Annotated in this window: 25 protein-coding genes; 7 read left to right on the top strand and 18 right to left on the bottom strand. The window is 73.5% G+C overall.

Translation table 11 applies throughout. The features are described from left to right. Positions 1 to 4: 4 nt before the first annotated feature. From J3P36_RS11315 to hemE, 9 genes are all read right to left on the bottom strand, one after another. The gene (locus J3P36_RS11315; RefSeq protein ID WP_210508149.1) at positions 5 to 778 is read right to left on the bottom strand and encodes a uroporphyrinogen-III synthase; all 774 of its coding nucleotides are present in this window, start codon (positions 776 to 778) and stop codon (positions 5 to 7) included. Next, positions 775 to 1707, bottom strand: coding sequence for a hydroxymethylbilane synthase (hemC, locus tag J3P36_RS11310; protein ID WP_307807062.1), 933 nt, complete (start codon positions 1705 to 1707; stop codon positions 775 to 777). The genes J3P36_RS11315 and hemC overlap by 4 nt, the downstream gene beginning before the upstream one ends. After that, the gene (locus J3P36_RS11305; protein ID WP_374100719.1) at positions 1704 to 2879 is read right to left on the bottom strand and encodes a ferrochelatase; all 1176 of its coding nucleotides are present in this window, start codon (positions 2877 to 2879) and stop codon (positions 1704 to 1706) included. Before J3P36_RS11305 ends, hemC begins: the two co-directional genes overlap by 4 nt. Further along, positions 2876 to 3544: a hydrogen peroxide-dependent heme synthase gene (hemQ, locus tag J3P36_RS11300; protein ID WP_210508147.1), complete on the bottom strand. Its 669-nt coding sequence runs from the start codon at positions 3542 to 3544 to the stop codon at positions 2876 to 2878. Before hemQ ends, J3P36_RS11305 begins: the two co-directional genes overlap by 4 nt. Before the next feature lie 39 nt (positions 3545 to 3583). Next, a complete protein-coding gene (locus tag J3P36_RS11295; protein ID WP_246854630.1) occupies positions 3584 to 3856 on the bottom strand; it encodes a DUF3618 domain-containing protein in 273 nt (90 codons plus the stop codon). Continuing rightward, complete coding sequence (locus J3P36_RS11290) at positions 3846 to 4277, bottom strand: phage holin family protein (RefSeq protein ID WP_210508145.1); 432 nt, start codon at positions 4275 to 4277, stop codon at positions 3846 to 3848. The genes J3P36_RS11295 and J3P36_RS11290 overlap by 11 nt, the downstream gene beginning before the upstream one ends. Beyond that, positions 4274 to 4669, bottom strand: a complete 396-nt coding sequence (locus J3P36_RS11285) for a YtxH domain-containing protein (RefSeq protein ID WP_210508143.1) — start codon at positions 4667 to 4669, stop codon at positions 4274 to 4276. Before J3P36_RS11285 ends, J3P36_RS11290 begins: the two co-directional genes overlap by 4 nt. 167 nt (positions 4670 to 4836) lie before the next feature. Continuing rightward, the gene (locus J3P36_RS11280) at positions 4837 to 6174 is read right to left on the bottom strand and encodes an FAD-dependent oxidoreductase (protein ID WP_210508141.1); all 1338 of its coding nucleotides are present in this window, start codon (positions 6172 to 6174) and stop codon (positions 4837 to 4839) included. Continuing rightward, the gene (gene hemE, locus J3P36_RS11275) at positions 6171 to 7238 is read right to left on the bottom strand and encodes a uroporphyrinogen decarboxylase (RefSeq protein ID WP_307807061.1); all 1068 of its coding nucleotides are present in this window, start codon (positions 7236 to 7238) and stop codon (positions 6171 to 6173) included. The genes J3P36_RS11280 and hemE overlap by 4 nt, the downstream gene beginning before the upstream one ends. 104 nt (positions 7239 to 7342) lie before the next feature. Between hemE and J3P36_RS11270 the strand changes: the two genes are divergently transcribed. Beyond that, on the top strand, positions 7343 to 8605 hold the full coding sequence (locus J3P36_RS11270) for a glutamyl-tRNA reductase (protein WP_210508139.1): 1263 nt from the start codon (positions 7343 to 7345) through the stop codon (positions 8603 to 8605). Between the two features lie 136 nt (positions 8606 to 8741). Here J3P36_RS11270 and J3P36_RS11265 read toward each other — a convergent pair whose 3' ends face one another. Further along, complete coding sequence (locus J3P36_RS11265) at positions 8742 to 9671, bottom strand: serine hydrolase (protein WP_307807060.1); 930 nt, start codon at positions 9669 to 9671, stop codon at positions 8742 to 8744. Then, entirely contained in the window at positions 9635 to 11635 is a 2001-nt protein-coding gene (locus tag J3P36_RS11260) for a M13 family metallopeptidase (RefSeq protein ID WP_210508138.1), read from the bottom strand. Before J3P36_RS11260 ends, J3P36_RS11265 begins: the two co-directional genes overlap by 37 nt. A 60-nt stretch (positions 11636 to 11695) precedes the next feature. On the opposite strand from J3P36_RS11260, the gene J3P36_RS11255 reads away from it, so the two are divergent. The 5 genes from J3P36_RS11255 to J3P36_RS11235 all read left to right on the top strand — a co-directional run bounded on the left by J3P36_RS11255 (position 11696) and on the right by J3P36_RS11235 (position 16078). Next, positions 11696 to 13042 (top strand): MATE family efflux transporter, encoded by a 1347-nt coding sequence (locus tag J3P36_RS11255; RefSeq protein ID WP_307807059.1) that lies wholly within the window; start codon positions 11696 to 11698, stop codon positions 13040 to 13042. A gap of 108 nt (positions 13043 to 13150) precedes the next feature. After that, entirely contained in the window at positions 13151 to 14386 is a 1236-nt protein-coding gene (locus J3P36_RS11250; RefSeq protein WP_307807058.1) for an MFS transporter, read from the top strand. Between the two features lie 9 nt (positions 14387 to 14395). Next, positions 14396 to 15091, top strand: a complete 696-nt coding sequence (gene nucS / locus J3P36_RS11245; protein ID WP_210508137.1) for an endonuclease NucS — start codon at positions 14396 to 14398, stop codon at positions 15089 to 15091. Between the two features lie 49 nt (positions 15092 to 15140). Continuing rightward, positions 15141 to 15338, top strand: a complete 198-nt coding sequence (locus J3P36_RS11240; protein WP_210508136.1) for a hypothetical protein — start codon at positions 15141 to 15143, stop codon at positions 15336 to 15338. 59 nt (positions 15339 to 15397) lie between these two features. Beyond that, a complete protein-coding gene (locus J3P36_RS11235; protein WP_210508135.1) occupies positions 15398 to 16078 on the top strand; it encodes an HAD hydrolase-like protein in 681 nt (226 codons plus the stop codon). On the opposite strand, the gene J3P36_RS11230 is transcribed toward J3P36_RS11235, so the two are convergent. The 3 genes from J3P36_RS11230 to J3P36_RS11220 all read right to left on the bottom strand — a co-directional run bounded on the left by J3P36_RS11230 (position 16075) and on the right by J3P36_RS11220 (position 17439). Further along, positions 16075 to 16380: a hypothetical protein gene (locus J3P36_RS11230; protein WP_210508134.1), complete on the bottom strand. Its 306-nt coding sequence runs from the start codon at positions 16378 to 16380 to the stop codon at positions 16075 to 16077. The genes J3P36_RS11235 and J3P36_RS11230 overlap by 4 nt on opposite strands. A 146-nt stretch (positions 16381 to 16526) precedes the next feature. Next, positions 16527 to 16883, bottom strand: coding sequence for a DUF6804 family protein (locus J3P36_RS11225; RefSeq protein ID WP_210508132.1), 357 nt, complete (start codon positions 16881 to 16883; stop codon positions 16527 to 16529). Positions 16884 to 16944: 61 nt separating this feature from the next. Further along, positions 16945 to 17439 carry a hypothetical protein gene (locus tag J3P36_RS11220; protein WP_210508130.1) on the bottom strand — a complete coding sequence of 165 codons (495 nt, stop codon included), beginning with the start codon at positions 17437 to 17439 and terminating at the stop codon, positions 16945 to 16947. A gap of 176 nt (positions 17440 to 17615) precedes the next feature. Here J3P36_RS11220 and J3P36_RS11215 point away from each other — a divergent pair, with 176 nt between their 5' ends. After that, positions 17616 to 18656: a DMT family transporter gene (locus tag J3P36_RS11215; protein ID WP_210508128.1), complete on the top strand. Its 1041-nt coding sequence runs from the start codon at positions 17616 to 17618 to the stop codon at positions 18654 to 18656. Between the two features lie 77 nt (positions 18657 to 18733). Here the strand turns inward: J3P36_RS11215 and J3P36_RS11210 are convergent, their stop codons facing one another. The 4 genes from J3P36_RS11210 to J3P36_RS11195 are packed head-to-tail and all read right to left on the bottom strand — an operon-like array spanning position 18734 to position 21635. Beyond that, entirely contained in the window at positions 18734 to 19633 is a 900-nt protein-coding gene (locus tag J3P36_RS11210; protein WP_246854629.1) for a DMT family transporter, read from the bottom strand. Further along, positions 19630 to 20298, bottom strand: a complete 669-nt coding sequence (locus tag J3P36_RS11205; RefSeq protein ID WP_210508126.1) for an FMN-binding negative transcriptional regulator — start codon at positions 20296 to 20298, stop codon at positions 19630 to 19632. Before J3P36_RS11205 ends, J3P36_RS11210 begins: the two co-directional genes overlap by 4 nt. A 1-nt stretch (position 20299) precedes the next feature. Beyond that, complete coding sequence (locus tag J3P36_RS11200) at positions 20300 to 21037, bottom strand: B3/4 domain-containing protein (protein ID WP_210508124.1); 738 nt, start codon at positions 21035 to 21037, stop codon at positions 20300 to 20302. Then, positions 21030 to 21635, bottom strand: a complete 606-nt coding sequence (locus tag J3P36_RS11195; RefSeq protein ID WP_210508122.1) for a helix-turn-helix domain-containing protein — start codon at positions 21633 to 21635, stop codon at positions 21030 to 21032. The genes J3P36_RS11200 and J3P36_RS11195 overlap by 8 nt, the downstream gene beginning before the upstream one ends. Positions 21636 to 21687 lie beyond the last annotated feature (52 nt).

Here is a 21687-nt window from a genome sequence, read left to right as displayed (position 1 = left end):
GGATTCATCGCTGCCGCTCCGCGGCGGCCTCGACGAGGGACGTGATCAAGGACTCGGCACTCCGTTCGGCCGCCACGAGGTCGACGCGGAGTCCGGCGGCGCGGGCGTCCGTTGCGGTGCGGGGGCCGATGCAGGCCACGAGCGTGCCCTCGGGCACGGGGCCAAGCTGCAGCTGGACCTGCTCGGCGACGCTGCCGGAGGTGACGAGGATCGCGTCCACGCGCCCCTCCGACACGTCGTTGCGGATGGCCTCGTCGACCGGCACGCCGACGGTGCGGTAGGCGACGACCGACTCGACCTCGTGCCCGAGCGCGCGGAGGCCGTCGGTGAGGACCGGCTTCGCGATGTCGGAGCGCAGGGCGAGGATGCGCTGGGGCGTCGACGCCTGGGTCACGTCGGTCCACTCGCGCAGCAGTCCACTTGCCGAGTTGTCGCCGGTCGGCACGAAGTCGACGCGGTAGCCGGCGGCGACGAGCGCGGCGGACGTGGTCTCGCCGACCGCGGCGATGCGGGTGCGTGCGGGCACGCGCGCGCGGTGCGAGGAGAGCACGTCGACGGTGGTCGCGCTCGTCACGCTCATCCAGTCGAAGCCGCCGTCCGCGAGCCGCGCGAGGGCCTGGTCGAGGGCGGGGGCGTCGGCCGTGGACGCGAAGTTGATCATCGGCGCGACGATGGGCGACGCGCCCTGAACGCGGAGGTCGGCGGCGACGCCATGGCCCCATGGTCCGCCACGGGGCACGAGGACGCGCCAGCCGCTCAACGGCTTGCGCCCGTTCATGCTCCGGCTCCGAGCGGTGCGAGGGAGGCGGCACCCGCGGCGAGGAGCTGCTCCACCAGGCGGCGTCCGGCGTCGACAGGCGACTCGCCGGCGTCGATGCGCGACTCGACCGATCCGCGGAGGCTCTCGCTGCCGTCGGGACGGTAGACGGCGGCCCAGAGGGTGAGCACGCCCGACCGGATGCTGGTCGAGGCGGCGACGGGGGCGGTGCAGCCCGCGCCGAGGCCGCGGAGGACCTCGCGCTCGGCGGCGATGGCGCTCTCGGCGTCGAGGTCGGCCAGGGCCCGGGCGGCCGCCGCGAGCTCGGTGCCGACGGCGTCGCCGGTGCGCACCTCGAGCGCGAGGGCGCCCTGACCGGGAGCGGTCGGCCACTCCTCGAGCGGCAGCGTCTCGCTGATGGCGGCGGTGCGGCCGAGGCGGCCGAGGCCGGCGGCGGCGAGGATCACGGCGTCGAGCCGGCCGCTCTCGACCTGGCCGAGGCGGGTATCGACGTTGCCGCGGAGGTCGACGACCTCGAGGTCGGGCCGAGCCGCGCGGACCTGGGCGATGCGGCGAGGGGAGCCGGTGCCGATGCGCGCGCCCGCGGGGAGGTCGGCGAGGCCGGCACCGCCCCGCGTGCAGACGACGTCGCGCGCGTCCTCGCGGGCGGGGACGGCGACGAGCGTCAGTCCCTCCGCCGGTGCGGTGGGCAGGTCCTTCAGGGAGTGCACGACGAGGTCGCAGCGGCCCTCGGCGAGGGCGGTGCGGAGGGTGCCGGCGAAGACGCCGCGGCCGCCGAGCAGCGACAGCGACTCCGTGCGCACGTCGCCCTCGCTGACGAGCGGCACGAGCTCCACGTCGGTGCCCGCCTGTGCCGCGAGGGCGTCGGCGACCGCTCCTGCCTGGGCGAGGGCGAGCGCACTCCCCCGGGTTCCGACCCGGATCGTCACGGAGCCAGCCCGGAGATGGCCGGCTTGAAGCCGAGCCGCACGTTCTCGCAGCAGCCGGGACGGCAGACGTCGTACCAGGGACCGAGTGCCGTCAGCGCGGGACGCTCGGCTGCCGGGACGCCGTCCCGTCGCTCGAGCACCAGGTCGACGAGGCCGGACACGTAGCGTGCGTGCACACCGGGCGTCGGCACGCGCACCGCGAGCACCCCGTGCTCGCCCGCCGTCTCGAGCGCCTCGGTGTCGAGGTCCCACTTGACCTCCATGTGGTCGCTCACGAAGCCGAGCGGGACGATCACCACGGCGCGGACGCCGGCCTCGGCCAGCTCCTCGATGCGGTCGTTGATGTCCGGCTCCAGCCAGGGCTGGCTCGGCGGGCCGCTGCGCGACTGGTAGACGAGGTCCCAGGGCAGCCCCCGACCCGACTCGGCCATGACGACCTCGGCCACGGCGAGGTGCTGCGCCGCGTAGGCGCCGCCCTCTCCGAAGCCGCGCTCGGTGGGTCCGGAGCGCCGGGCGTCCTCGGTCGGGATGGAGTGGGTGGCGAACAGGACGTGCGCCTCGGTCGCCACGTCGATGCCCGGCAGCGCCTCCTCGAGCTGGGCGATGCCATCGCGGACGCCCTCGATGAAGGGCTCGACGAAGCCGGGGTGGTCGAAGAACTGGCGGACCTTGTCGACCTCCAGCGTGCCGGCGAGGCCGGTCTCGTCGAGCGCGAGCGCGATGTCCTCGCGGTACTGGCGGCAGCTCGAGTAGGAGCTGTAGGCGCTCGTCGCGATGGCGAGCAGCTTGCGGTGGCCCGCGTCCGCCGCCTCGCGAAGGGTGTCGCGGAGGTAGGGATCCCAGTTGCGGTTGCCCCAGAGCACGGGCAGGTCGATGCCGCGGCGCTCCAGCTCGGCCTCGATCGCGGCCTTCAGCTCGCGGTTCTGGTCGTTGATGGGGCTCACCCCGCCGAACGCGCGGTAGTGGTGCGCCACCTCCTCGAGCCGCTCGTCCGGGATGCCCCGGCCGCGGGTCACGTTGCGGAGGAACGGGATGACGTCGTCCTGGCCTTCGGGGCCGCCGAAGCTGGCGAGCAGGATCGCGTCGTAGTCGACGGGGACCTCGACGTGCTCGGGTCCGCCGGCGGCGGCCTCGGTGGCGGCGAGCACCCGGCCGGTGGCCTGGTCGCTCACGAGAGCACCTCGGCCAGCTCCTCCACCGAGATGAGGCGGCCCGTGAAGAACGGGACCTCCTCGCGCACGTGCATGCGTGCGTCGGTGGCGCGCAGCTCGCGCATCATGTCGACGAGGTCGACGAGCACGTCGGACTCCATGGGCAGGATCCATTCGTAGTCGCCGAGTGCGAACGCGGCGACCGTGTTGGCGACGACCGACTTGTAGGCCGCGCCCTTCCGGCCGTGCTCCGCGAGCATCCGCTTCCGCTCGTCCTCCGGCAGCACGTACCAGTCGTACGAGCGCACGAAGGGGTACACGGTGAGCCATTGCCGGGCCCGCTCGCCGCGGAGGAAGCCCGGGGTGTGGGCGGTGTTGAACTCGGCCTCGCGGTGAACGCCGAGGGCGTTCCAGGTGGGCAGCAGGGTTGCGAAGAGCGCCGTGCGGCGGAGCTGGCGGAGGGCCATCTGCAGGTCCTCGGCGGCGTTCCCGACGAGCCACACCATCACGTCGGCGTCGGCACGGAGGGAGGACACATCGTAGAAGCCGCGCACCGTGACACCCTCAGCGGAGAGCTCGGCGACGAGGTTCTCGACCTCCCTCACCGAGCCGCTGGGGCCCGGCTGTGAGGGATTGCGTCGGAGCACGGCCCACAGCGCAAAAGCGGTGGACGTCATGGGTTCCATTGTCCACCCGTCGTCTGAGGGGACCAAAGTGAGCGGCGCTCAGCGGCGCACGATCCTCCAGACCACGAGGCCCGCGGTGACGAGGGCGACCCCGCCCGCCGCGGCGTACACCGCGACCGGGTTGTCCTTCAGGGTCCGGTCGAGCACATCGCGACCGCGGCCGAGCACGGCCTGCGCCTGCTTCGGCACGTTGAGCTTGTCCTCGATCGCGTCGAGAGTCTGGGCGAGCTTCTCCCGCGTCGACTCGATGTCCGACCGGATCTCCCCCAGCTGCCGCTCCTTGTGGCTCAGGTTCGAGTCGTCAGCGGTCATACTTCCCCATTCCCTTGAAGGCGCGCACGTCTTCCTTCACGCTCTGGATGGATCCCTCGGGCACGGGCGGAACGCCCTTCTTCACCTGACGCAGTCCGAGGAACGCGAGCGCACCCGTCACGAGCAGGAGCAGCACGGCCACGATGAGGGCTGCCAGCCACGCCGGCAGCACGAGGGCGAGCGCGAGGATCGCCGTGGTCACGAGCACGGCGAACCCGAAGAAGCCGAAGAACGCGGCCCCCGCGAAGAGGCCGGCGCCCACGCCGAGCTTGGTGAGCTTCTCGGTGAGCTCTTTCTTGATCTGCTCGATCTCGTCCCGGATCAGCTGCCCGACGAGGCCCGGGAGGTCGCCGATGAGCTGGATCAGCGACTTCTTGCGCCCCTCGTCGCGGGGCGGAACGGGGACTGCTCCGGCGGTCACACGCCGTCCGGCGACGGGCCGGATGCCGGGGACTCGGAGGTGCCGGACGAGACGGTGGTGGACGGTGCGCTCGAGACCGAGGTGGACGGGGTGCCCGAGACCGACCCGCTCGAGTCGGAGGTCGCGCCGTCGCCCTTCTGCGGGCCGCGCCCGCCGGCGCGCTTGGAGACCTGGTCGACGACCTTCTTCGCCCCGCCCGAGAACTTCGACTGGATCTCGGGAGCCCGGTCGTCGACGAAGCTCTGCACCTGGTCGACGCGCTTCTGCACGGCCTGGCTGTTCCAGAACTTCTCGGCGCCGGAGCGGATCTGCTCGTAGCGCTTGCGGCCGGCGCGAGCGCCCAGCACGTAGCCGAGCGTGGTCCCCGCGAGGAATACCAACTTGCCCTTCATGATCGCTCCGATCCGAACGGTGACAGACGAGTTCCCTCAGATTAGCGGCACATGTCCGAAGGCCGCCGGGCGGGTTGACAGGTCCCCCCGGGTGCCCGATAGAGGGGTTCCCGGGCGCCGGAGGGCGTCGAAGCGGGCGAGCGCGGGCACGCCGGGAACGGGTCGGCTCAGACGGCTCGGCCCGCGCGATCCGCATCGGCGATGACGGAGGCGAGCCCGGTCCCCGCGACCCAGGCACCGGTCACCTCGAGGCCGGCCAGCTCGGCCACCGCCGAGCGCACATCCTCGATCCGGCGACGCATGCCGAGAAGGGCACGCTGGCTCTCCTGCCGCCAGTCGCTGACCGCCGAGCCGACGACTCGCAGCTCGTCCCGAGGCACGCCGAGGAGGCGAGCGGCGTCGGCGAGCGCCGTGCTCTCGCTCGCGAGGTCAGCGGCAGGGCCGCGGTAGCTGAGGCGGAGGGCGTGCCGGGAGGCGGGCAGCTGCGCCGCCAGCCAGGGCCACTTCGCGGAGCTGTGCGTGAGCGCGCCCGCGGTGACGCCCCCGACGCCGGGCGCGACGAGCACTCCCGAGCCGCGCGGGGCGGTGTCGAGCGCGGGGGCGTCGACGACGAGCGTGACGACGACCGTGCGGTGCGGCGCGGGCCACTCCTCGAGGAGGCCCGGCAGCAGGGGCGCGAGCAGGCCGCGCGCGGCGTCGCCGTCGATCGCGACCACGATGCGGTCCGCGTGCAGCACGTCCTCGTCGGTGGTCGCCCGCCACCCGTCGTCGCTGCGGCGGATCGAGGTGACCGGCGTCCGGGTCCGGACGTCCACACCGAACCGCGCCAGGTCGCGCTCGAGCGCGGCGACCAGGGCGTGCATCCCGCCGTCGATCCCCTTGACCGCCGAGCCGGCCGGGGCGGACTCGCGCAGCTGCAGCACTGCTGCCGAGAGGGACCCTGTCCGGGTGAGCGCGCCGTTGAGGCCCGGGGCGAGGGAGTCGACCTCGGCCTCGTCGGGATCGACGGCGTAGACGTTCGCCACGACCGGTGCGACGAGGCTGTCGAGCACCGCCGGGCCCATCCGCCGGCGCACGAGCGCGCCCAGGTTCTGCTCGCGTCCGACCGTGAGGAGGGGCAGGACGCGATCCAGCCATGCACGGATCGACGCGCGACCGCCGATGACCGCCCGGACGTCGTCGGCGAGCGGCGAGCCGGGGATGCCGAGGACCCCTGCGGCGGGGAGGGGGTGCGCCCCGTTCGCCGTCTCGAGCCACGCTCCGTGCTCGGCGGGAGCGACCACGGGAAGCTCGAGCGCGGCGAGCAGGTCGAGCGCGGCGCCTCCCCGGGCGGCCACGCTCTCGGCGCCGGTGTCGAGCCGGAGTCCGGCCACCTCCTCCCCGGCGACGGCGCCGCCGAGCCGCGTGGACGCCTCGACGAGTGCGACATCCGAGCCGGCCAGCACCGCCGCGCGCGCGGCGACCAGACCGGCGACGCCGCCGCCGACGACGAGGACGTCCGTCACGAGGAGGAGAGTCCGTGCACGAAGGCGACGAGGCGCGTGAGCACCTCCGGGTCGGCGTCGGGCGGGACGCCGTGGCCGAGGTTGAGCACGTGGGCGGGCGCGGCCCGGCCCCGCTCGATCACGTCGAGGACGTGCCGCTCGAGCACCGGCGGCGGCGCGGCCAGCATGGCGGGGTCGATGTTGCCCTGCAGCGGCACCGGGCCGGTCCGCCGGGCGGCCTCGTCGAGGGGGATCCGCCAGTCGACGCCGATCACGTCGGCTCCCGCCGAGCGGAGGTCGCCGAGGATCTCGCCGGTGCCCACGCCGAAGTGCACGAGCGGGGCGCCGAGGTCGCGCACCGCGTCGAGCACCCGGCGGGAGGCCCAGGCGACCGAGTCCACGTAGTCCTGGCGCGACAGCGACCCGGCCCACGAGTCGAAGAGCTGGCCGGCGCTCGCTCCCGCCTCGAGCTGGGCGCGGAGGAAGACGCCCGACGCGTCCGCCGCCCACTCGAGCAGGCCGTGCCAGGTGTCCGGGTCGGCGTGCATGAGAGTGCGCGCACGGAGGTGGTCCTTCGACGGTCCGCCCTCGACCAGGTACGCGGCGAGCGTGAAGGGAGCACCGGCGAAGCCGATGAGCGGCGTGCCGCCCAGTGCGTCCACCGTGAGGGCGACGGCGTCGATCACCGGCGCGAGGGCTGCGGGCTCGAGCACCAGCTCGCGGAGCCGGGCGACGTCGTCGGCGGTGCGCACTGGCTGCTCGAGCACAGGACCGCGACCGGGGACGATGTCGACGCCCACTCCGGCGAGCTTCAGCGGGATCACGATGTCGCTGAAGAACACCGCCGCGTCGACGCCGTGCCGGCGCACCGGCTGCAGCGTGATCTCGCTCGCCAGCTCGGGGCGCAGGCAGGACTCCAGCATCGGGATGCCCTCCCGGACCGCGCGGTACTCGGGGAGGGAGCGCCCCGCCTGGCGCATGAACCAGATCGGCGGGGTCGCCTGGCGCTCTCCCCGGTAGGCGCGGACGATCGGCGACCCGGAGGTGCGCCCGTCGACGAGGGGATGACTGGACGGGAGTGGCACGCGTCCAGTGTTCCACGCGAGCCAGGGGCCGAAGCTCGGGCGGACTTCATGCGGCTGCATGCTCCCTGGGCGGACTCCCCAGCGAGAAGGCCTACAATTCCGGGGTGCTCCTGTGTCTGTCCGCGAGTCATCGCACCGCGGCCTTCGACCTCCTGGAGCGGCTCTCGGTCGGCGCAGCCGACCTCGGCGAGGGACTCGTCCGGGCGGGCGACAGCGTCGACGGCGCCGTCGTCCTGGCGACGTGCAACCGCTTCGAGGCCTACCTCGACGTGGACGGCACGGCGCGCGCGGACGAGAGCCGGAACGCCCTGACCCGCGTGTCCGAGCTCACCGGCGTCGACGTCGAGGAGCTGCGCCGAGCGGTCGTCGTCCATTCCGAGTCGGCCGTCGCCGAACACCTCTTCGCCGTCTCCAGCGGACTCGAGTCCGTCGTGGTCGGAGAGGGCGAGATCTCCGGACAGGTGCGCCGCGCCCTCGAGGCGGCGCGCGCCCGCGGCACCACGTCCCCTCAGCTGGAGCGCCTGTTCCAGCGGGCCTCCACCGCCTCCCGCGAGGTGCAGAACCGCACCGGCCTCGGCGGTGCCGGGCGCTCGATCGTGCGCCTCGCCCTCGACCTCGCCTCCTCGCGCATCGCCGACTGGCGCGACCAGGATGTGCTCCTCGTCGGCACCGGCGCCTACGCGGGCGCGAGCCTCGCCGCCCTGCGCGACCGCGGCGTCACCGAGGTCGGCGTCTACTCCCCCTCGGGACGCGCGTCGAAGTTCGCCACCCGAGAGGGAGTCCGCCCCATCACCGACCTGGCGGCGGCCCTCGAGCGCGCCACCGTCGTCGTCACGTGCAGCGGTGCCGGGAGCTACGTCCTGACCCCGGAGCTCGTCGCCGCACGCACGGCGACCTCGCCCGTCTTCGTCATCGACCTCGGCCTGCCGCGCAACGTCGACCCCCGGGTCGGCGAGCTGACCGGCATCGAGCTGCTCGACCTCGAGACGGTGCGCCTGCACGCCCCGCTCAGCGAGCTGAACGCGCCGGAGGACGCGCGCGACCTCGTCGGCCGTGCCGCGGCCCAGTTCACCGCCGAGAGCGGCGAGCATCAGGTCACCTCTGCGGTCGTGGCCTTCCGCACGCACGTGTTCGGCATCCTCGAGCAGGAGCTCGCGCGTCTGAACGCCCGCGGCGCCGCCGACGGCACCACGGAGCGCGCCCTGCGCCACCTGGTCAGCGTGCTCGTGCACCAGCCGAGCCAGCGCGCCAAGGAGCTGGCGCGGATGGGGCAGGGCGAGCGCGCGGTCGACGCCTTCAACACCCTGTTCGCGCTGGGCGCCACCCTCGACGAGGAGGACGCGGCGCAGGACGAGGCCGCCGGCTGACCCCTTCCGTGGACCCCTCCGGTGGTCGAGGTGCGAGCGCAGCGAGCCTCGAAGACCACACACGGACTCCCCTCCGACTGGTGGTTTCGAGACGCGCGCCTGCGGCGCGCTCCTCAACCACCGGAGGACCTCCCCCTCAGTGCACGTACTCGAGGATGTCGAGGCCCACGGTGCGCATCGCGCCCAGCACCTCGAGGCGGTCGGCGAGGCGGCGGTCCTCGAAGCCGATGATCACCGAGTAGGCGACCCCCGCGCGCGGACCGCGCAGCACCCCCGCCTCGGCGCGGACGCCGGCGTCGGTGCCGGTCTTGTTGAACAGGGCGATGCTGTGGTCGGACCGCGTGTGCGCGAGCGGGTCGAGGCCGAATGCGCTGGCGACCATCGACAGGTCCGTGCCGAGCGCGAGCCAGTCGGCGACGCGGTAGCTCGTGCTCGCGTCCACCACCTCGCCGCGGGCCAGCCCGGCGAACAGCCACGCCAGCTCGTCGGCGGAGCCCACGGACAGCTGCGGTGCGTCGTCCGGGCCGCGGCGGTCGCGCACCCGGTCGAGGAGCGCGGTCTTCGCGATGCCGATCGAGTCGGCGCGCATCCGCACGGAATCGAGACCGATCCGCCGCAGCAGAGCGTTGGTCGCGAGGTTGTCGCTCGTCGAGGCGACGAGCACCGCGAGGTCGGCGAGTGGAAACGACGGCGCGGACAGGTGCTGCCACAGCCCCGAGTCGGCCACCTCGTCCTCGGGCAGCTTGTCGAGGATCTCGTACCGCGACTCGCTCCCCTCCGAGAGCCGGGCCGACACCTCGAGCAGCAGCAGGACCTTTCCCATGCTGGCCGTCGGCAGCACGACGGTGTCGTCGACGGAGAGCAGGACGCGTCCCGTCCGCAGGTCGACGGCGCGGGCCGACACCCGGGCGCCGCCGAGTGCGGCGTCGGCGAGCGCGGCGAAGCTCGCCACGAAGTTCTCGGCGGCGTCGAAGCCGCGGTGACGGCCGGTCGCCTGCCGTCGCCCGCCGCGCCGCGTGCTCCCGGGGATCACCAGATCGTGACGCGCTCCGCCGGGGGCAGCCACAGGGCATCCGTCTCGGTGACCCCGAACGTCTCGTAGAACGGGTCGAGGTTGCGCACGATCTGGTTGCAGCGGAACTCGCTCGGCGAGTGGGGATCGATGGTGAGCAGACGGCGCACCTCCTCGTCGCGCGCCTTCAGCTGCCAGGACTGCGCCCAGGACAGGAAGAAGCGCTCCGCGCCGGTGAGTCCGTCGATCACGGGCGGCTCCTCCCCGCCGAGGGAGAGGAGGTAGGCCTTCCAGGCGATGCCGAGTCCGCCGAGGTCGCCGATGTTCTCGCCGATGGTGAGGGCGCCGTTGACGTGCGCGTCCGGCGTCTGGGCCGGTGCGAGGGCGTCGTACTGGGCGATGAGGGACGCGGTGCGCTGCTCGAACGCGGCGCGGTCCTCCGCGGTCCACCAGTCGGTGAGCCGGCCGTCGCCGTCGAAGCGCGACCCCTGGTCGTCGAAGCCGTGGCCGATCTCGTGGCCGATGACGGCGCCGATCGCCCCGTAGTTCGCGGCCGGGTCGCGGTCCGCGGTGAAGAACGGGAACTGCAGGATGGCGGCCGGGAAGACGATCTCGTTGAACCCGGGGTTGTAGTACGCGTTGACCGTCTGCGGGGTCATGAACCACTCGTCGCGGTCGAGCGGCTTGCCGATCTTCCCGAGCTCGCGGTTGAACTCGAACTCCGCCGCCCGCCGGACGTTGCCGAGCAGGTCGCCCGCGTCGATCGCGAGCGCGGAGTAGTCGCGCCACTTGACCGGGTAGCCGATCTTGGGGGTGAACTTCTCGAGCTTCTGCAGCGCGCGCTGCCGGGTCTCCTCGCTCATCCAGTCGAGCGACGAGATCGACTGCCGGTAGGCCTCGACGAGGTTCGCGACGAGCTCGTCCATCGCCTCCTTCGCGGCGGGCGGGAAGTGCCGCTCGACGTACACCTTGCCGACCGCCTCGCCGAGGGCTCCCTCGACGAGCGAGACGCCGCGCTTCCACCGCGCCCGCAGCTCCGGCGTGCCGGTGAGGGTGCGGCCGTAGAAGTCGAAGTTCTCCTCCACGAACCCGGAGGACAGGTACGGGGCGGCCTGGTGGACGAGCTGCCAGGTCAGCCAGCTGCGCCACGCGTCGAGCCTGTCCTCGACGAGGAGCGCGCCGAGGCCCTCGAGGAAGCTCGGCTCGCGGACCACGAGCTCCGCGAACACGTCCTCGGGCGCGCCGAGCGCCTCACGCCACGGCGTGAGATCGGCCCCCGAGGCGGAGGCCGCCAGCGCCGCCGTGTCGGCCCACGTGCGCAGGTTGTACGTGGCCTGGCTGTCCCTCGTCCGGACGTTGTCCCAGTGCGACGCGGCGAGCGCCGTCTCCAGGTCGACTGCCGCCCGCGCCCGGTCGGCCGCGTCCTCGAAGCCGGCGAGGGCGAGCAGGCGCTCGACGTGTCCGAGGTAGGCGGTGCGGATCTCGGCGAACTTCTCCTCGCGGTAGTAGCTCTCGTCGGGGAGGCCGAGTCCGCCCTGCTCGGCGAACACGAGGTACCGCTCCGGGTTGCCGGGGTCGTTGTCGACGAACAGCTGCAGGAAGCCGGGCGCTCCCGTGCGCTCGAGTCGGCCGACGGTGGCGAGGAAGGACGGGATGGAGTCGATCGCGTCCGCCGAGGCGAGGACCTCCGCGAGGGGCGACGCCCCGAGCTGCTCGACGCGCTCCTCGTCGAGGAAGCTCGTGTAGAGGTCGCCGAGCTTGCGCTCCTCGGTGCCCTCCGGAGCCGACTGCGCCTCGGTGATGATGTCGCGGACCGCCTTCTCGGCCTCCTCCGCCAGCAGGTAGAAGGAGCCGTAGCGCGCGCGGTCGGAGGGGATCTCGGTCCGCTCGATCCAGCGCCCGTTGACGTGCCGGTACAGGTCGTCCTGCGGGCGGACGGCCGGGTCCAGCTCGTCGAGGGCGATCCCGGACGCCGACAGCGTCCCTTCGGAGGCGGTGGCGGTGGCGTTGTCGCTCATGGCTCCCCAGCCTAGGCGGCGGCTCCCCGGCGGCACCGGAGAGGCTAGGGTCGGCTTTCCGTGCCGGGTCTTCTCCGCGGGCTGCGCCCCTCTCCCCTCGATCGCGACATCGCGCGGCTCGCGGTGCCCGCGCTCGGGGCGCTGGTCGCGGAGCCGCTGTTCCTGCTCACCGACACCGCGCTGGTCGGGCACCTCGGCGCCGAGTCCCTCGCGGGTGTCGGGGTGGCGTCCACGGTGCTGCAGACCGTGGTGGGCCTCCTCGTGTTCCTCGCCTATGCGACCACCCCGCTCGTCGCTCGGCGCCTCGGGGAGGGCGACAGAGCCGGAGCCGTGGCGGCCGGCATCGACGGCATGTGGCTGGCCCTCGCCATCGGGGTGGTGCTCGCGCTCGCGGCGGTCCCGCTCGCCGGACCCGCTGTGGCGGCGTTCGGTGTCGGCGGCGCGGTCGCCGAGCTGGGCACCGCCTACCTGCTCGTCTCCCTCGCCGGGCTTCCCGCGATGCTCGTCGTCATCGCGGGCACCGGACTGCTGCGCGGCCTGCAGGACACCCGCACCACCCTCGTCGTCGCCGGGGCCGGGTTCGCGGTCAATGCCGTGCTGAACGCGATCCTCATCTACCCGGCCGGCCTCGGCGTGGCCGGGTCCGCGCTCGGCACCGTGATCGCCCAGTACGCGATGGCCGCCGTCTACGCCGTTCTCGCGGTGCGCTCGGCGCGGGCGACCGGCGCCCGCCTCAGCCCGTCACCGGTGGCGCTCGGCCAGGTCGCGCGGTCGGGCGGCTGGCTGCTGCTCCGGACCGTGACCCTTCGGGCCTCGCTCGTGCTGACGACCGTCGCGGCGGCGGGGCTCGGCCTCGCCGCCCTCGCGACGGCGCAGGTCGCGCTCACCGTCTTCTTCGCGCTGGCGCTCGCCCTCGACGCGCTGGCGATCGCGGCGCAGGCGATGCTCGGCCACGCCCGCGGGCGTGGCGACAGCGCGCGCATCCGGGCGATCGCCGGTCGCGTCGCGCTGCTCGGCGTGCTCTCCGGAGTCGTGCTCGCGCTGCCCACCGCCGCACTCGCGGGCGTCGCCGGGTACGCGTTCACGACCGACCCGGCGGTGCTCGAGGCGCTGCCGATCGCGCTGCTCATCCTGGCGGCCGCGCTGCCGCTGGCCGGCTACGTGTTCGTGCTCGACGGGGTCCTCATCGGGATGGGCGACAACCGCTACCTGGCCGTCGCGGGGCTCGCCAACCTGGCCGGCTACGGGCTGGTGCTGGCCCCGGTCCTGCTGCTGCGCCCCGAGGGCGCCGCCGCCACGGCGGCGCTGTGGGCGGCGTTCGCGGTCGGGATGCTGGGGCCGCGCGCGCTGACCCTCGGGCTCCGGGTGCGCGGCACCCGCTGGCTGGGCGACGTCCCGCACCGCTGACCACCACGCCGTGCAACAGAACGACCGTTCCGCAACCGCACGCCGTTGCAGAATCGTCGCCCGGTTGAAGGAGCTTTCGCCGCGGGGGACCTCCCGTAGCGTTGACGGGTGTCCTCCCCCGCTCTGACCCGGTCGCAGATCACCGCCTGGCGCAACGCCGTCCTCGTCACCTTCGCCCTGTCGGGTCTCGCGGTGGCGACCTGGATGTCGCGCGTGCCCGCGGTGCGCGACGAGCTGGCGGTGAGCACGACGACGCTCGGCTTCGTGCTGTTCGGCATCGCGGTCGGCTCGATGGTGGGCCTGACCATCTCGAGTCACGTCATCGCGCATGTCGGCACGGCGCGCACCGTGCTCCTCGCGCTGGGGATCGGTGTGCTGGGCCTGCCGCTCGCGGCGGTCGGCTCCGCCGTCGGCAGCCCTCTCGTCGCATTCCTCGGGCTCGTCGTGTTCGGCTTCGGCAACGGCCTCTGCGACGTCGGCATGAACGTCGCCGGCGCCTCGAACGAGCGCGCCCTGGGCCGGACGATCATGCCGCTCTTCCACGCGCTCTTCAGCGGTGGGACGGTCGTCGGTGTGGGCATCGGCGCCCTCGCCGAGGCGTGGGGCGTGCCGATCCTCGTGCACGTCTCGGTCGTCACCGTCGCGATCCTCGCGGCCGTGATCGTCGCCGTGCGCTTCTACCAGGACGAGGAGCACGACGTGCCGGCGTCGCCGGGCGAGGAGGCTCCGCGCGGATGGCGCTCCCGGCTGAGCGCCTGGGCGGAGCCGCGCACCCTCCTCATCGGTCTGGTCGTGCTCGGCATGGCGTTCGCGGAGGGATCGGCCAACGACTGGCTGCCGCTCGCCATGGTCGACGGGCACGGGCTCGACAACGCGACCGGGGCGCTCGTGCTCGCCGTGTTCCTCACCGCGATGACGACCGGCCGGGTCCTCGGCGGCGCGGTGCTCGACCGCTTCGGCCGGGTTCCGGTGCTCCGCGTCTCCGCCCTGCTGGCGGCGCTCGGCCTCGGCTTCATCATCTTCGGCTCGACGCCCGTCCTCGCCGTGGTGGGTGCCGTGCTGTGGGGTCTCGGCGCCGCGCTCGGCTTCCCGGTCGGCATGTCCGCCGCGGCGGACGACCCGGCCCGCGCCGCCGCGCGGGTGAGCGCCGTGGCCACCATCGGCTACGTCGCCTTCCTCGCCGGTCCGCCGCTGATCGGCTTCCTCGCGGACCAGATCGGCCTCCTGTGGGCGCTCACCGTGGTGCTCGCCCTCGTGGCCCTCGCGGGCGCAGCGTCGAGCGCCGCACGCGAGCCGCGGCCCGCGCTGCGCGGCGAGCCCGAGGTGCCGGCGAGCCGCGGTTAGGCTCGACGGATGCGTCTCGTCGTCGCCCGCTGCTCCGTCGACTACGCGGGCCGCCTCAGCGCCCACCTCCCGCTCGCCACCCGCGTGCTCATGGTGAAGGCCGACGGCTCGGTGCTCGTGCACTCCGACGGCGGCTCGTACAAGCCGCTCAACTGGATGAGCCCGCCCTGCTCGCTCGTCGTCACCGAGCCGGACGAGGACCTGCGCGCAGCGGGCGTCGTGGAGCAGTGGACCGTGACGCACGCGAAGACGAGCGACATGCTCGTCGTCTCGCTGCACGAGGTGCTCTCGGACACGAGCCACGAGCTGGGCGTCGACCCCGGCCTCGTGAAGGACGGCGTAGAGGCGGACCTGCAGAAGCTGCTCGCCGAGCAGATCGGGCTCCTCGGCGACGGGCACACCCTCGTCCGCCGCGAGTACATGACCGCGATCGGCCCGGTCGACATCCTCGCGCGCGACTCCGAGGGCAAGGCGGTGGCGGTCGAGATCAAGCGCCGGGGCGAGATCGACGGCGTCGAGCAGCTCACTCGCTACCTCGAGCTGATGAATCGGGATCCGCACCTCGCGCCCGTGACGGGGATCTTCGCCGCCCAGGAGATCAAGCCGCAGGCCCGCACGCTGGCCCAGGACCGCGGCATCCGCTGCCTCGTGCTCGACTACGACGCCATGCGCGGCATGGACGACGCCCACGCCCGCCTTTTCTGACGACCGTCGACCCGTAGCGGGGTCCGGCCGTTCGGCGTAGCGTGCGCCCATGAGCACTTCCGGCACGGGCCGCGACGACGCCGTCGGCGAGCCCTTCGATCAGACCAACGGCCTCGCGGGCGACCAGCTCGGCGAATCGGACGGCACCGCCGAGGGCGAGCTGTCGAACGCCGCCGAGCGGGACGCGGGCGACGACGACCAGCTGCCGCCGGCCAGCCCGGCTCGCGGCGGCGCTCAGGGCATCTGACGTCTCCCCCGCGAACGGGCGGCAGAGGCGGCAGAGGCGGCCGACGTAGTCTGGGACGCATGGACACGGGCTGGAGCTGCGTGCTGTTCGACCTGGACGGCACGATCGCGGACTCCGCCGCGGGCATCACCTCGACCCTGTCGCACACTCTGGAGGCGATGGGGAAGCCCGTGCCCACCCCCTCGCAGCTCGTCGAGTTCGTCGGTCCGCCGATCATGGACGGATTCGCGGCGCTCGGGCTCAACGAGGAGGAGAGCCACCGCGCGCTCGCCCTCTACCGGCGGCGATACCACGACCGGGGCGCCTTCGACAGCAGCGTCTTCCCGGGCATCCGGGAGGCTCTGCACACCCTGCACGACGCACGGCTGCCCCTCGCGCTCGCGACCTCGAAGCCGGAGCTGCAGGCGCGCCGCATGCTCGAGCACTACGGCCTGGCCGACCTGTTCACCTTCATCGGCGGCGCCTCCGAGGACGAGGTGCGCAGCGAGAAGGCCGACGTCATCGCCTACGTGCTCGACAACCTGCGCGCGCTCGGCGTGGACCTGTCGCGCCCGGTGATGGTGGGCGACCGGTTCCACGACGTCGAGGGCGCCACCGCCAATCATGTGCCCACGATCTTCGTCGACTGGGGCTACGGCTCCGAGATCGAGAGCACGGGGAGCATCGCGATCGCGGACGACCCCGAGGATCTGCCGGCTCTGCTGCTCGGCGAGGCGCTGCCCGCCACCGGCAGCGACTAGACCGGCGCCGCCTCCGCGAGCACGGCCAGGGGTTCCCCGTCGTCGGCGCAGAAGCCGATCACCGTGGCGAGGTAGCCGTCCGGCCCATCGGCCGCGGCGATCGCCTCCGCAGCCTCGAGCTGCCAGCCGCGTCCCGAGACCGGGTCGCCCTGCCCGAGTTCGCGCCCGTCCGGCAGGCGCACGAGCGCTCCGTCCTGCTGCGTGCCGACCGGCCAGACGACGAATCGTCGGCCCGCCTCCGTGTCCAGGTGGAAGCAGCCGTCGTCCGCCACGAGCACCGTCCCGGCGACGCTCTCCTGCACGTCGGAGGCGGGCAGCAGGTCGGCGGTCGGAATGCTGAGCCCGGCCTCGCTGCTCGTCGTCGTGCAGGCCGTGATGAGCAGGGCAGCGGCCGCTGCGGCACCGACGGCCGCAGACGCGCGGACACCGGCGCGACGGGACGGCCCGTTCAGCGCCGCCGCCGATCCGGGTCGGGATCGGGCACCGTGAGCAGGAGGCCGACGATCAGGAACACTGCGGCAGCTGCGACGTGAGCGAACAGCCAGGGCGGTCCCTCGAAGTCGAACGGGATCACCGGATTCCACACGACGGCGAGCGCGGCGAGCGGGAGCACCCACAGGAAGCGCCGGCCCTGCACGGCGTACACCGCCATGATGAGCGCGAGGATGCTGACCGCGAATCGGATCACGAGATAGGCATCCGACCCGAGAAGGCCCGTTCCGGCGAATGCGACCGCGGCGCCGAGGATGCCGGGAAGGAAGGCCGGCCGGATCCGCGCCGGCCGCTCGCTTCCGCCGCGGCTCACGTCGCCCGACTCTACCGTCCGAGCGGGAAGGCGGCCGGTCGCGATCGGTGGAGGACCGGGGTCAGTGCGAGGTGCGGCCGCGCCGCGACTCGAGCGCCGGCGCGATCAGGAGGTCGGCGACAGCGCCGGTGACGAAGGAGTAGACCGCCTTGTGCCCGAGGTCGACCGCCTGCTCGCCCTTCGGCCAGGTGGGCGGCGGAGCGCCGACTCCTGTCGCGTTCTCGAGCGTCTGGTCGAACGCGAGCCGAACGACCGTGTGGGTGGCCGACGCGATGGGGCCGCGGATGCCCGTCGCGGCCCAGATGCCGCGCAGCGCACCGAGCAGGGCTCCCGTTCCCCAGTGCATCGCATGGTTCCACACCGCCGGCTGCGGGCCGTCGCCCGGTCGTCGGCCGAGCAGGGCGAGCAGCGTGCGCGCGGGCGTCGACGAGTTCGGCCGCGAGGTGATCGCCTGCTCGAGCTTCTCGCCTGCCGTCATCGCGGCGACGCCGGCGATCCCGCACAGCACCCCGACGCCCGCCGCTCGGATCAGACCCGCGCTCCTCGTCGACGCCATGGGTGCTCCCTTCCGCCGCTCCCACCGTATGCCTCCGCCGGCATTCCTCGTCGGGGCCTCGGACAATGCACAGCCGAACGCCCCCGTGCCTCAATAGTTGCCCTATGTAAACCCCCGGACGCCGACGGAGCCGCCTCGGTAGCGTGACCGGTTCCGGGCGAGTCGAAGGGGATGACGTGGATCGCGGAGACGCCGAGACGAACGAGCCGAAGCGGCGGGCGGTGCCCCGGTGGCTGCAGCTGCTGGTCGCGGTGGCGCTCGGCTGCCTGATATCGATCCAGGCCCGGGTGAGCGCCGACCTGGCCGAGCGGTCCGACGTCTACAGCGCGGCATGGGTGACGGTCATCACCGGCACCCTGATCCTCCTCGTGATCGTGATCGTCTCCCGGCCTGCGCGACGCGGATTCCGCAGCGTCGCGACCGCGGTGCGGACCCGGACGCTGCCCTGGTGGGCCCTTCTCGGCGGACTGGCCGGCATGTTCTTCGTCGTCACCCAGGGGACCGCCGCCGGCGTGCTGGGTCTCGCCATGTTCGGCATGGCGGTGGTGGCCGGGCAGGTGGTCGGCGGACTCGTCTTCGACTGGATCGGCATCGCCGGCGGCGAGCGCCGCTCCCCCACCCTGTACCGCGTCCTCGGCTCCGTGCTCGCGATCGCCGCGGTCAGCTGGGGCGCCGTCGCGGGCGACGACTCGACGATCGACCTGGGGCTCATCGCCATGGCGTTCGTCGCGGGCCTCGGACTGGCGGCGGCGTCGGGTGCGACGGGCCGCGTCCAGTCCGCCTCGCGCAGCGTCGCCACCGCGGGAATGCTCAACCACCTCGTCGGCCTCCTGGTGATCGTGACGCTTCTCGTCGCCAGCGCGCCCGGCGACTTCACCCGCTTCTCCCTCCCGAGCGAGCCGTGGCTGTTCCTCGGCGGCGTCATCGGCCCCATCGGTGTGGCCATCGGAGCGGTCCTCGTCCACCGGCTGGGCGTGCTGCTCCTCGGTCTCGGCACGGTGGCCGGACAGCTGATCGGCGCCCTGATCCTCGAGCTCGTCGTGCCGACAGCGGGGGTGCAGACCTCCGCCCTGATCGGCATCGCCCTCACCCTGGTGGCGGTCGCGGTGACGTCACTCGACGGCCGCCGGCAGCGTTCGCCGAAGTCGGAGCCGGCGACGGAGTCACCTCGCGGCCGACCGATCGGAGCCGGCGAGGCGGAGGGCGCGTCCGCCTAGCGGCGCTTCCCGCTTCCGCTGCACCGGCGCGGGCGGATCGAGAATGCAGCCTTCGATCGAGTTTGGACGAGGACGCCCTAGCGCGGAGCCTCCGCTGCTGCGATCTCGGCGGCGGACGCCGTCGCCGCTGCACGCCGGCCGCCGCGCTGTGCGGCCGCACCGGCGAACACGACCAGCACGATGCCCCCGACCTGCGGAAGGGTCGGCGTCTGATGCAGCACGAGCAGCCCGAGCACCACGCCGAAGGCCGGCTCGAGAGCCATCAGCGTGCCGAACGCGGTCGGCGTCAAGTGGCGCAGGGCGAGCATCTCGAGCGCGAAGGGCAGCACGGGGAGCAGGACGGCGAGCCCCAGCGCCGCCGCCGCGATCCCCCAGGTGAGGGAGCCGGCGGCTTGCGGGACGCCGACCACCGCGGCCACCGCCGCGGCGATGGGGATCGTCAGCGACAGCGACCGGATGCCGGTGAAGCGGTCGCCGACGTGCTGGGTGAGCAGGATGTAGGCGCCCCAGCCCACGGCGCCGAACGCCGCGAACCCGACGCCGAGCGGGTCCACCTCGCCGTGCCAGGGCTCCGTGAGCAGCACGACCCCGATCAGCGCCAGTGCGGGCCAGGCGAGCGCCCGGGCGCGGTGACTGCGCACCGCGGCCACCGTGAGAGGCCCGAGGAACTCGATGGCGACGGCGGTGCCGAGCGGGATGCGCTCGAGCGCGGCCAGGAACGAGAGCGTCATGAGCCCGGTCGCCACGCCGAGGCCGAGGATGGCGGGCACGTCGGCACGGCGGATCGACCGCAGCGGCGGCCGGGCGATCGCCAGGAACAGCAGCGCGCCGGCGGTGAGCCGCAGCCAGGCGGTCCCCGCCGGGCCGACTTCCTCGATGAGCCCCACCGAGAGCGCCGAGCCGAGCTGGACCGAGAGCATCGCCCCGACGGCGAGCGCCCAGGGGGCGGGAACGGCCGACCGGCCGCGCGCGGTCATCGCTCCCCTCCCCGGCTCCGCCACTCGCCGATCGCCCCGAGGCGCCGCCGCTGCTGCGCCGCGGCGGCGGCGTCCAACCCGTGCCCGCGCTCTTCGAGCCGCCGGATCACCCGCTCCCGGTGCTCGACGGGCTTGGCGTCGTCGTACTTGAACTTCGCCTCGACACGCAGGACGGCCAGGCGCACCCCTCGGATTCCGGGCAGCATGCGCCCGTAGGGGCCGGCGCCAGGGGCGACCTCGGCGTGCCGCCCCTCCGGCTGGAGGTCGCTGAGCTGCGCGGCGAGCAGGGCCGCCTTGTCCTCCGGGTCGTCGACGATGCTCGGGCGGCAGACGAACTGCACCGCGGCGTAGTAGCTGGTGGGCACGCCCTCCTCCTCGGGCGAGCCGTCCTTCGCGCGCCAGTAGGCGGGGATGTAGACGTAGTCGCCGACGACCGCGACGCGCACCTCGGCCGCCGCCTCCAGGTGCGGCCACACCGGGTTGGGCCGGGCGAGGTGCAGCAGCAGCTCGTCGTCGCCCGCGACCGTGAAGTGGCTGGGGACCACGAGCGGAGCCGCAGCCTGGTCCGTGTTGTTCACGACGAGCAGCCCGAAGCGGTCGGTGGACTCGAGCCACTTCCGCCACTCGGCGGGCTCGAGCGCAGCGTCCCAGGGGTGGATCAGCATGTCAGCGCCCTCCGTTCAAGGCCGGGCCGCCGATCAGGCGGCGGGCGACCCGCACCTCGGGTCCGAGACGCGTCAGGGCTTCGGACAGCTCGTCGCCGGCGGCCGCAAGGGCGTCGTCCGGCATCGGATGGAGGGCGTCGAGGATGAACAGCGCCGACGTGGTCGAGTCGGCGAGCGCGGTCCGGCGCCCCTGCCGCCAGTTCCACCGCCGGCAGGTGACACCGTCGTCGTCACACCACACGACCTCGCCCGGCTCCGGATGCTCGACGATCGCGCTGCCATCCGCCACGGTGTCGAACTGCTCGTCGCCGACCGCGCGGATCAGACGGGGCGCACCCGCATACCGGTCGAGATCCTCGCCTCCGAGCGGAACCAGGTGCAACACGGAGACCGCGTTGTAGAGGTCGGTGAGCCGGTTCACCCGGGGTAGGCCGCCGGATGCGCGCCGCAGAAGCGCCTCGAGGCTGTTGCGCGTGCGCTGCGGCTTCGCGCCGAAGGCCCGGTAGGCATCGCGCCAGGCGGCGACGTGCGGCAGGTCCTCGACGGGCGTGTCCCGCAGAGCTTCGCGTGCCGCGGTCTCGGCGGCCGTCAGGGCGTCGTCGCCGGCCGCGTCGCTCGGGCCCGGACGAAGCCCATCGGCGGCGAGGAGCAGCGCTCTGTAGTCGGGGCGGAGGTCGAACACGGCAGGCTCGACGAAGGCCTGATCCAGGAATCGCTGCAGCTGATCGGTGTCACGCATCGGCCGGCTCCGATCGGGATCGCGACCCGAAGCCGGGCTCCGACACGGCGACCGTGAAGCGCGCTTTTCGCTCTCCGGCGTTGACGTAGGAGTGCGGGACGTCGCCCGGGAACGCGATGGCGTCGCCCGGCTCCAGGACGACCGACTGACCGGCCACCTCCATCCGGATCACGCCCTCCTGGACCTGCAGCACCTCCCGGGTGCCGGCGGCGTGCGCCTCGGTCGTGTGCTCGTCGCGGACGCCGAGCGTCCACTCCCACAGCTCGAGCACATCGGGCACGTCGGTGCCGGCCACCAGCACACCGCGGCCCCCCGCGTCGCCGCTCCAGAGCACGGCCCCTTCCCCGCGCCGGGTCACGCGCACCGGCTTGGGCTGAGGGGGCGAGACGAGTGCCGGCAGCCCGACGCCCAGCGCGTCACTGATCTTCAACAGCGTCCCGACACTGGGGTTGGTCGCGCCCTGCTCGATGTTCACCACCATGCGGCGGCTGACGTCCGCGGCATCCGCGAGCTGATCGAGAGTCCAATGTCGTGCTTGGCGCTCCTGGCGGACGCGCGCGCCGATCGACGCGGCGAGAACGGCGGTGCTGTCGTGCATCAGTGCACCATACTGCACTTCCGGTGCAAAGAGTCACACGGTGATGCGAGCC

The sequence above is a fragment of the Naasia sp. SYSU D00057 genome, from assembly GCF_017916505.1.
Lineage (GTDB): Bacteria > Actinomycetota > Actinomycetes > Actinomycetales > Microbacteriaceae > Naasia.
The sequence above is the reverse complement of the archived record's forward strand: the minus strand, read 5'-3'. Positions and strand labels throughout refer to the sequence as shown.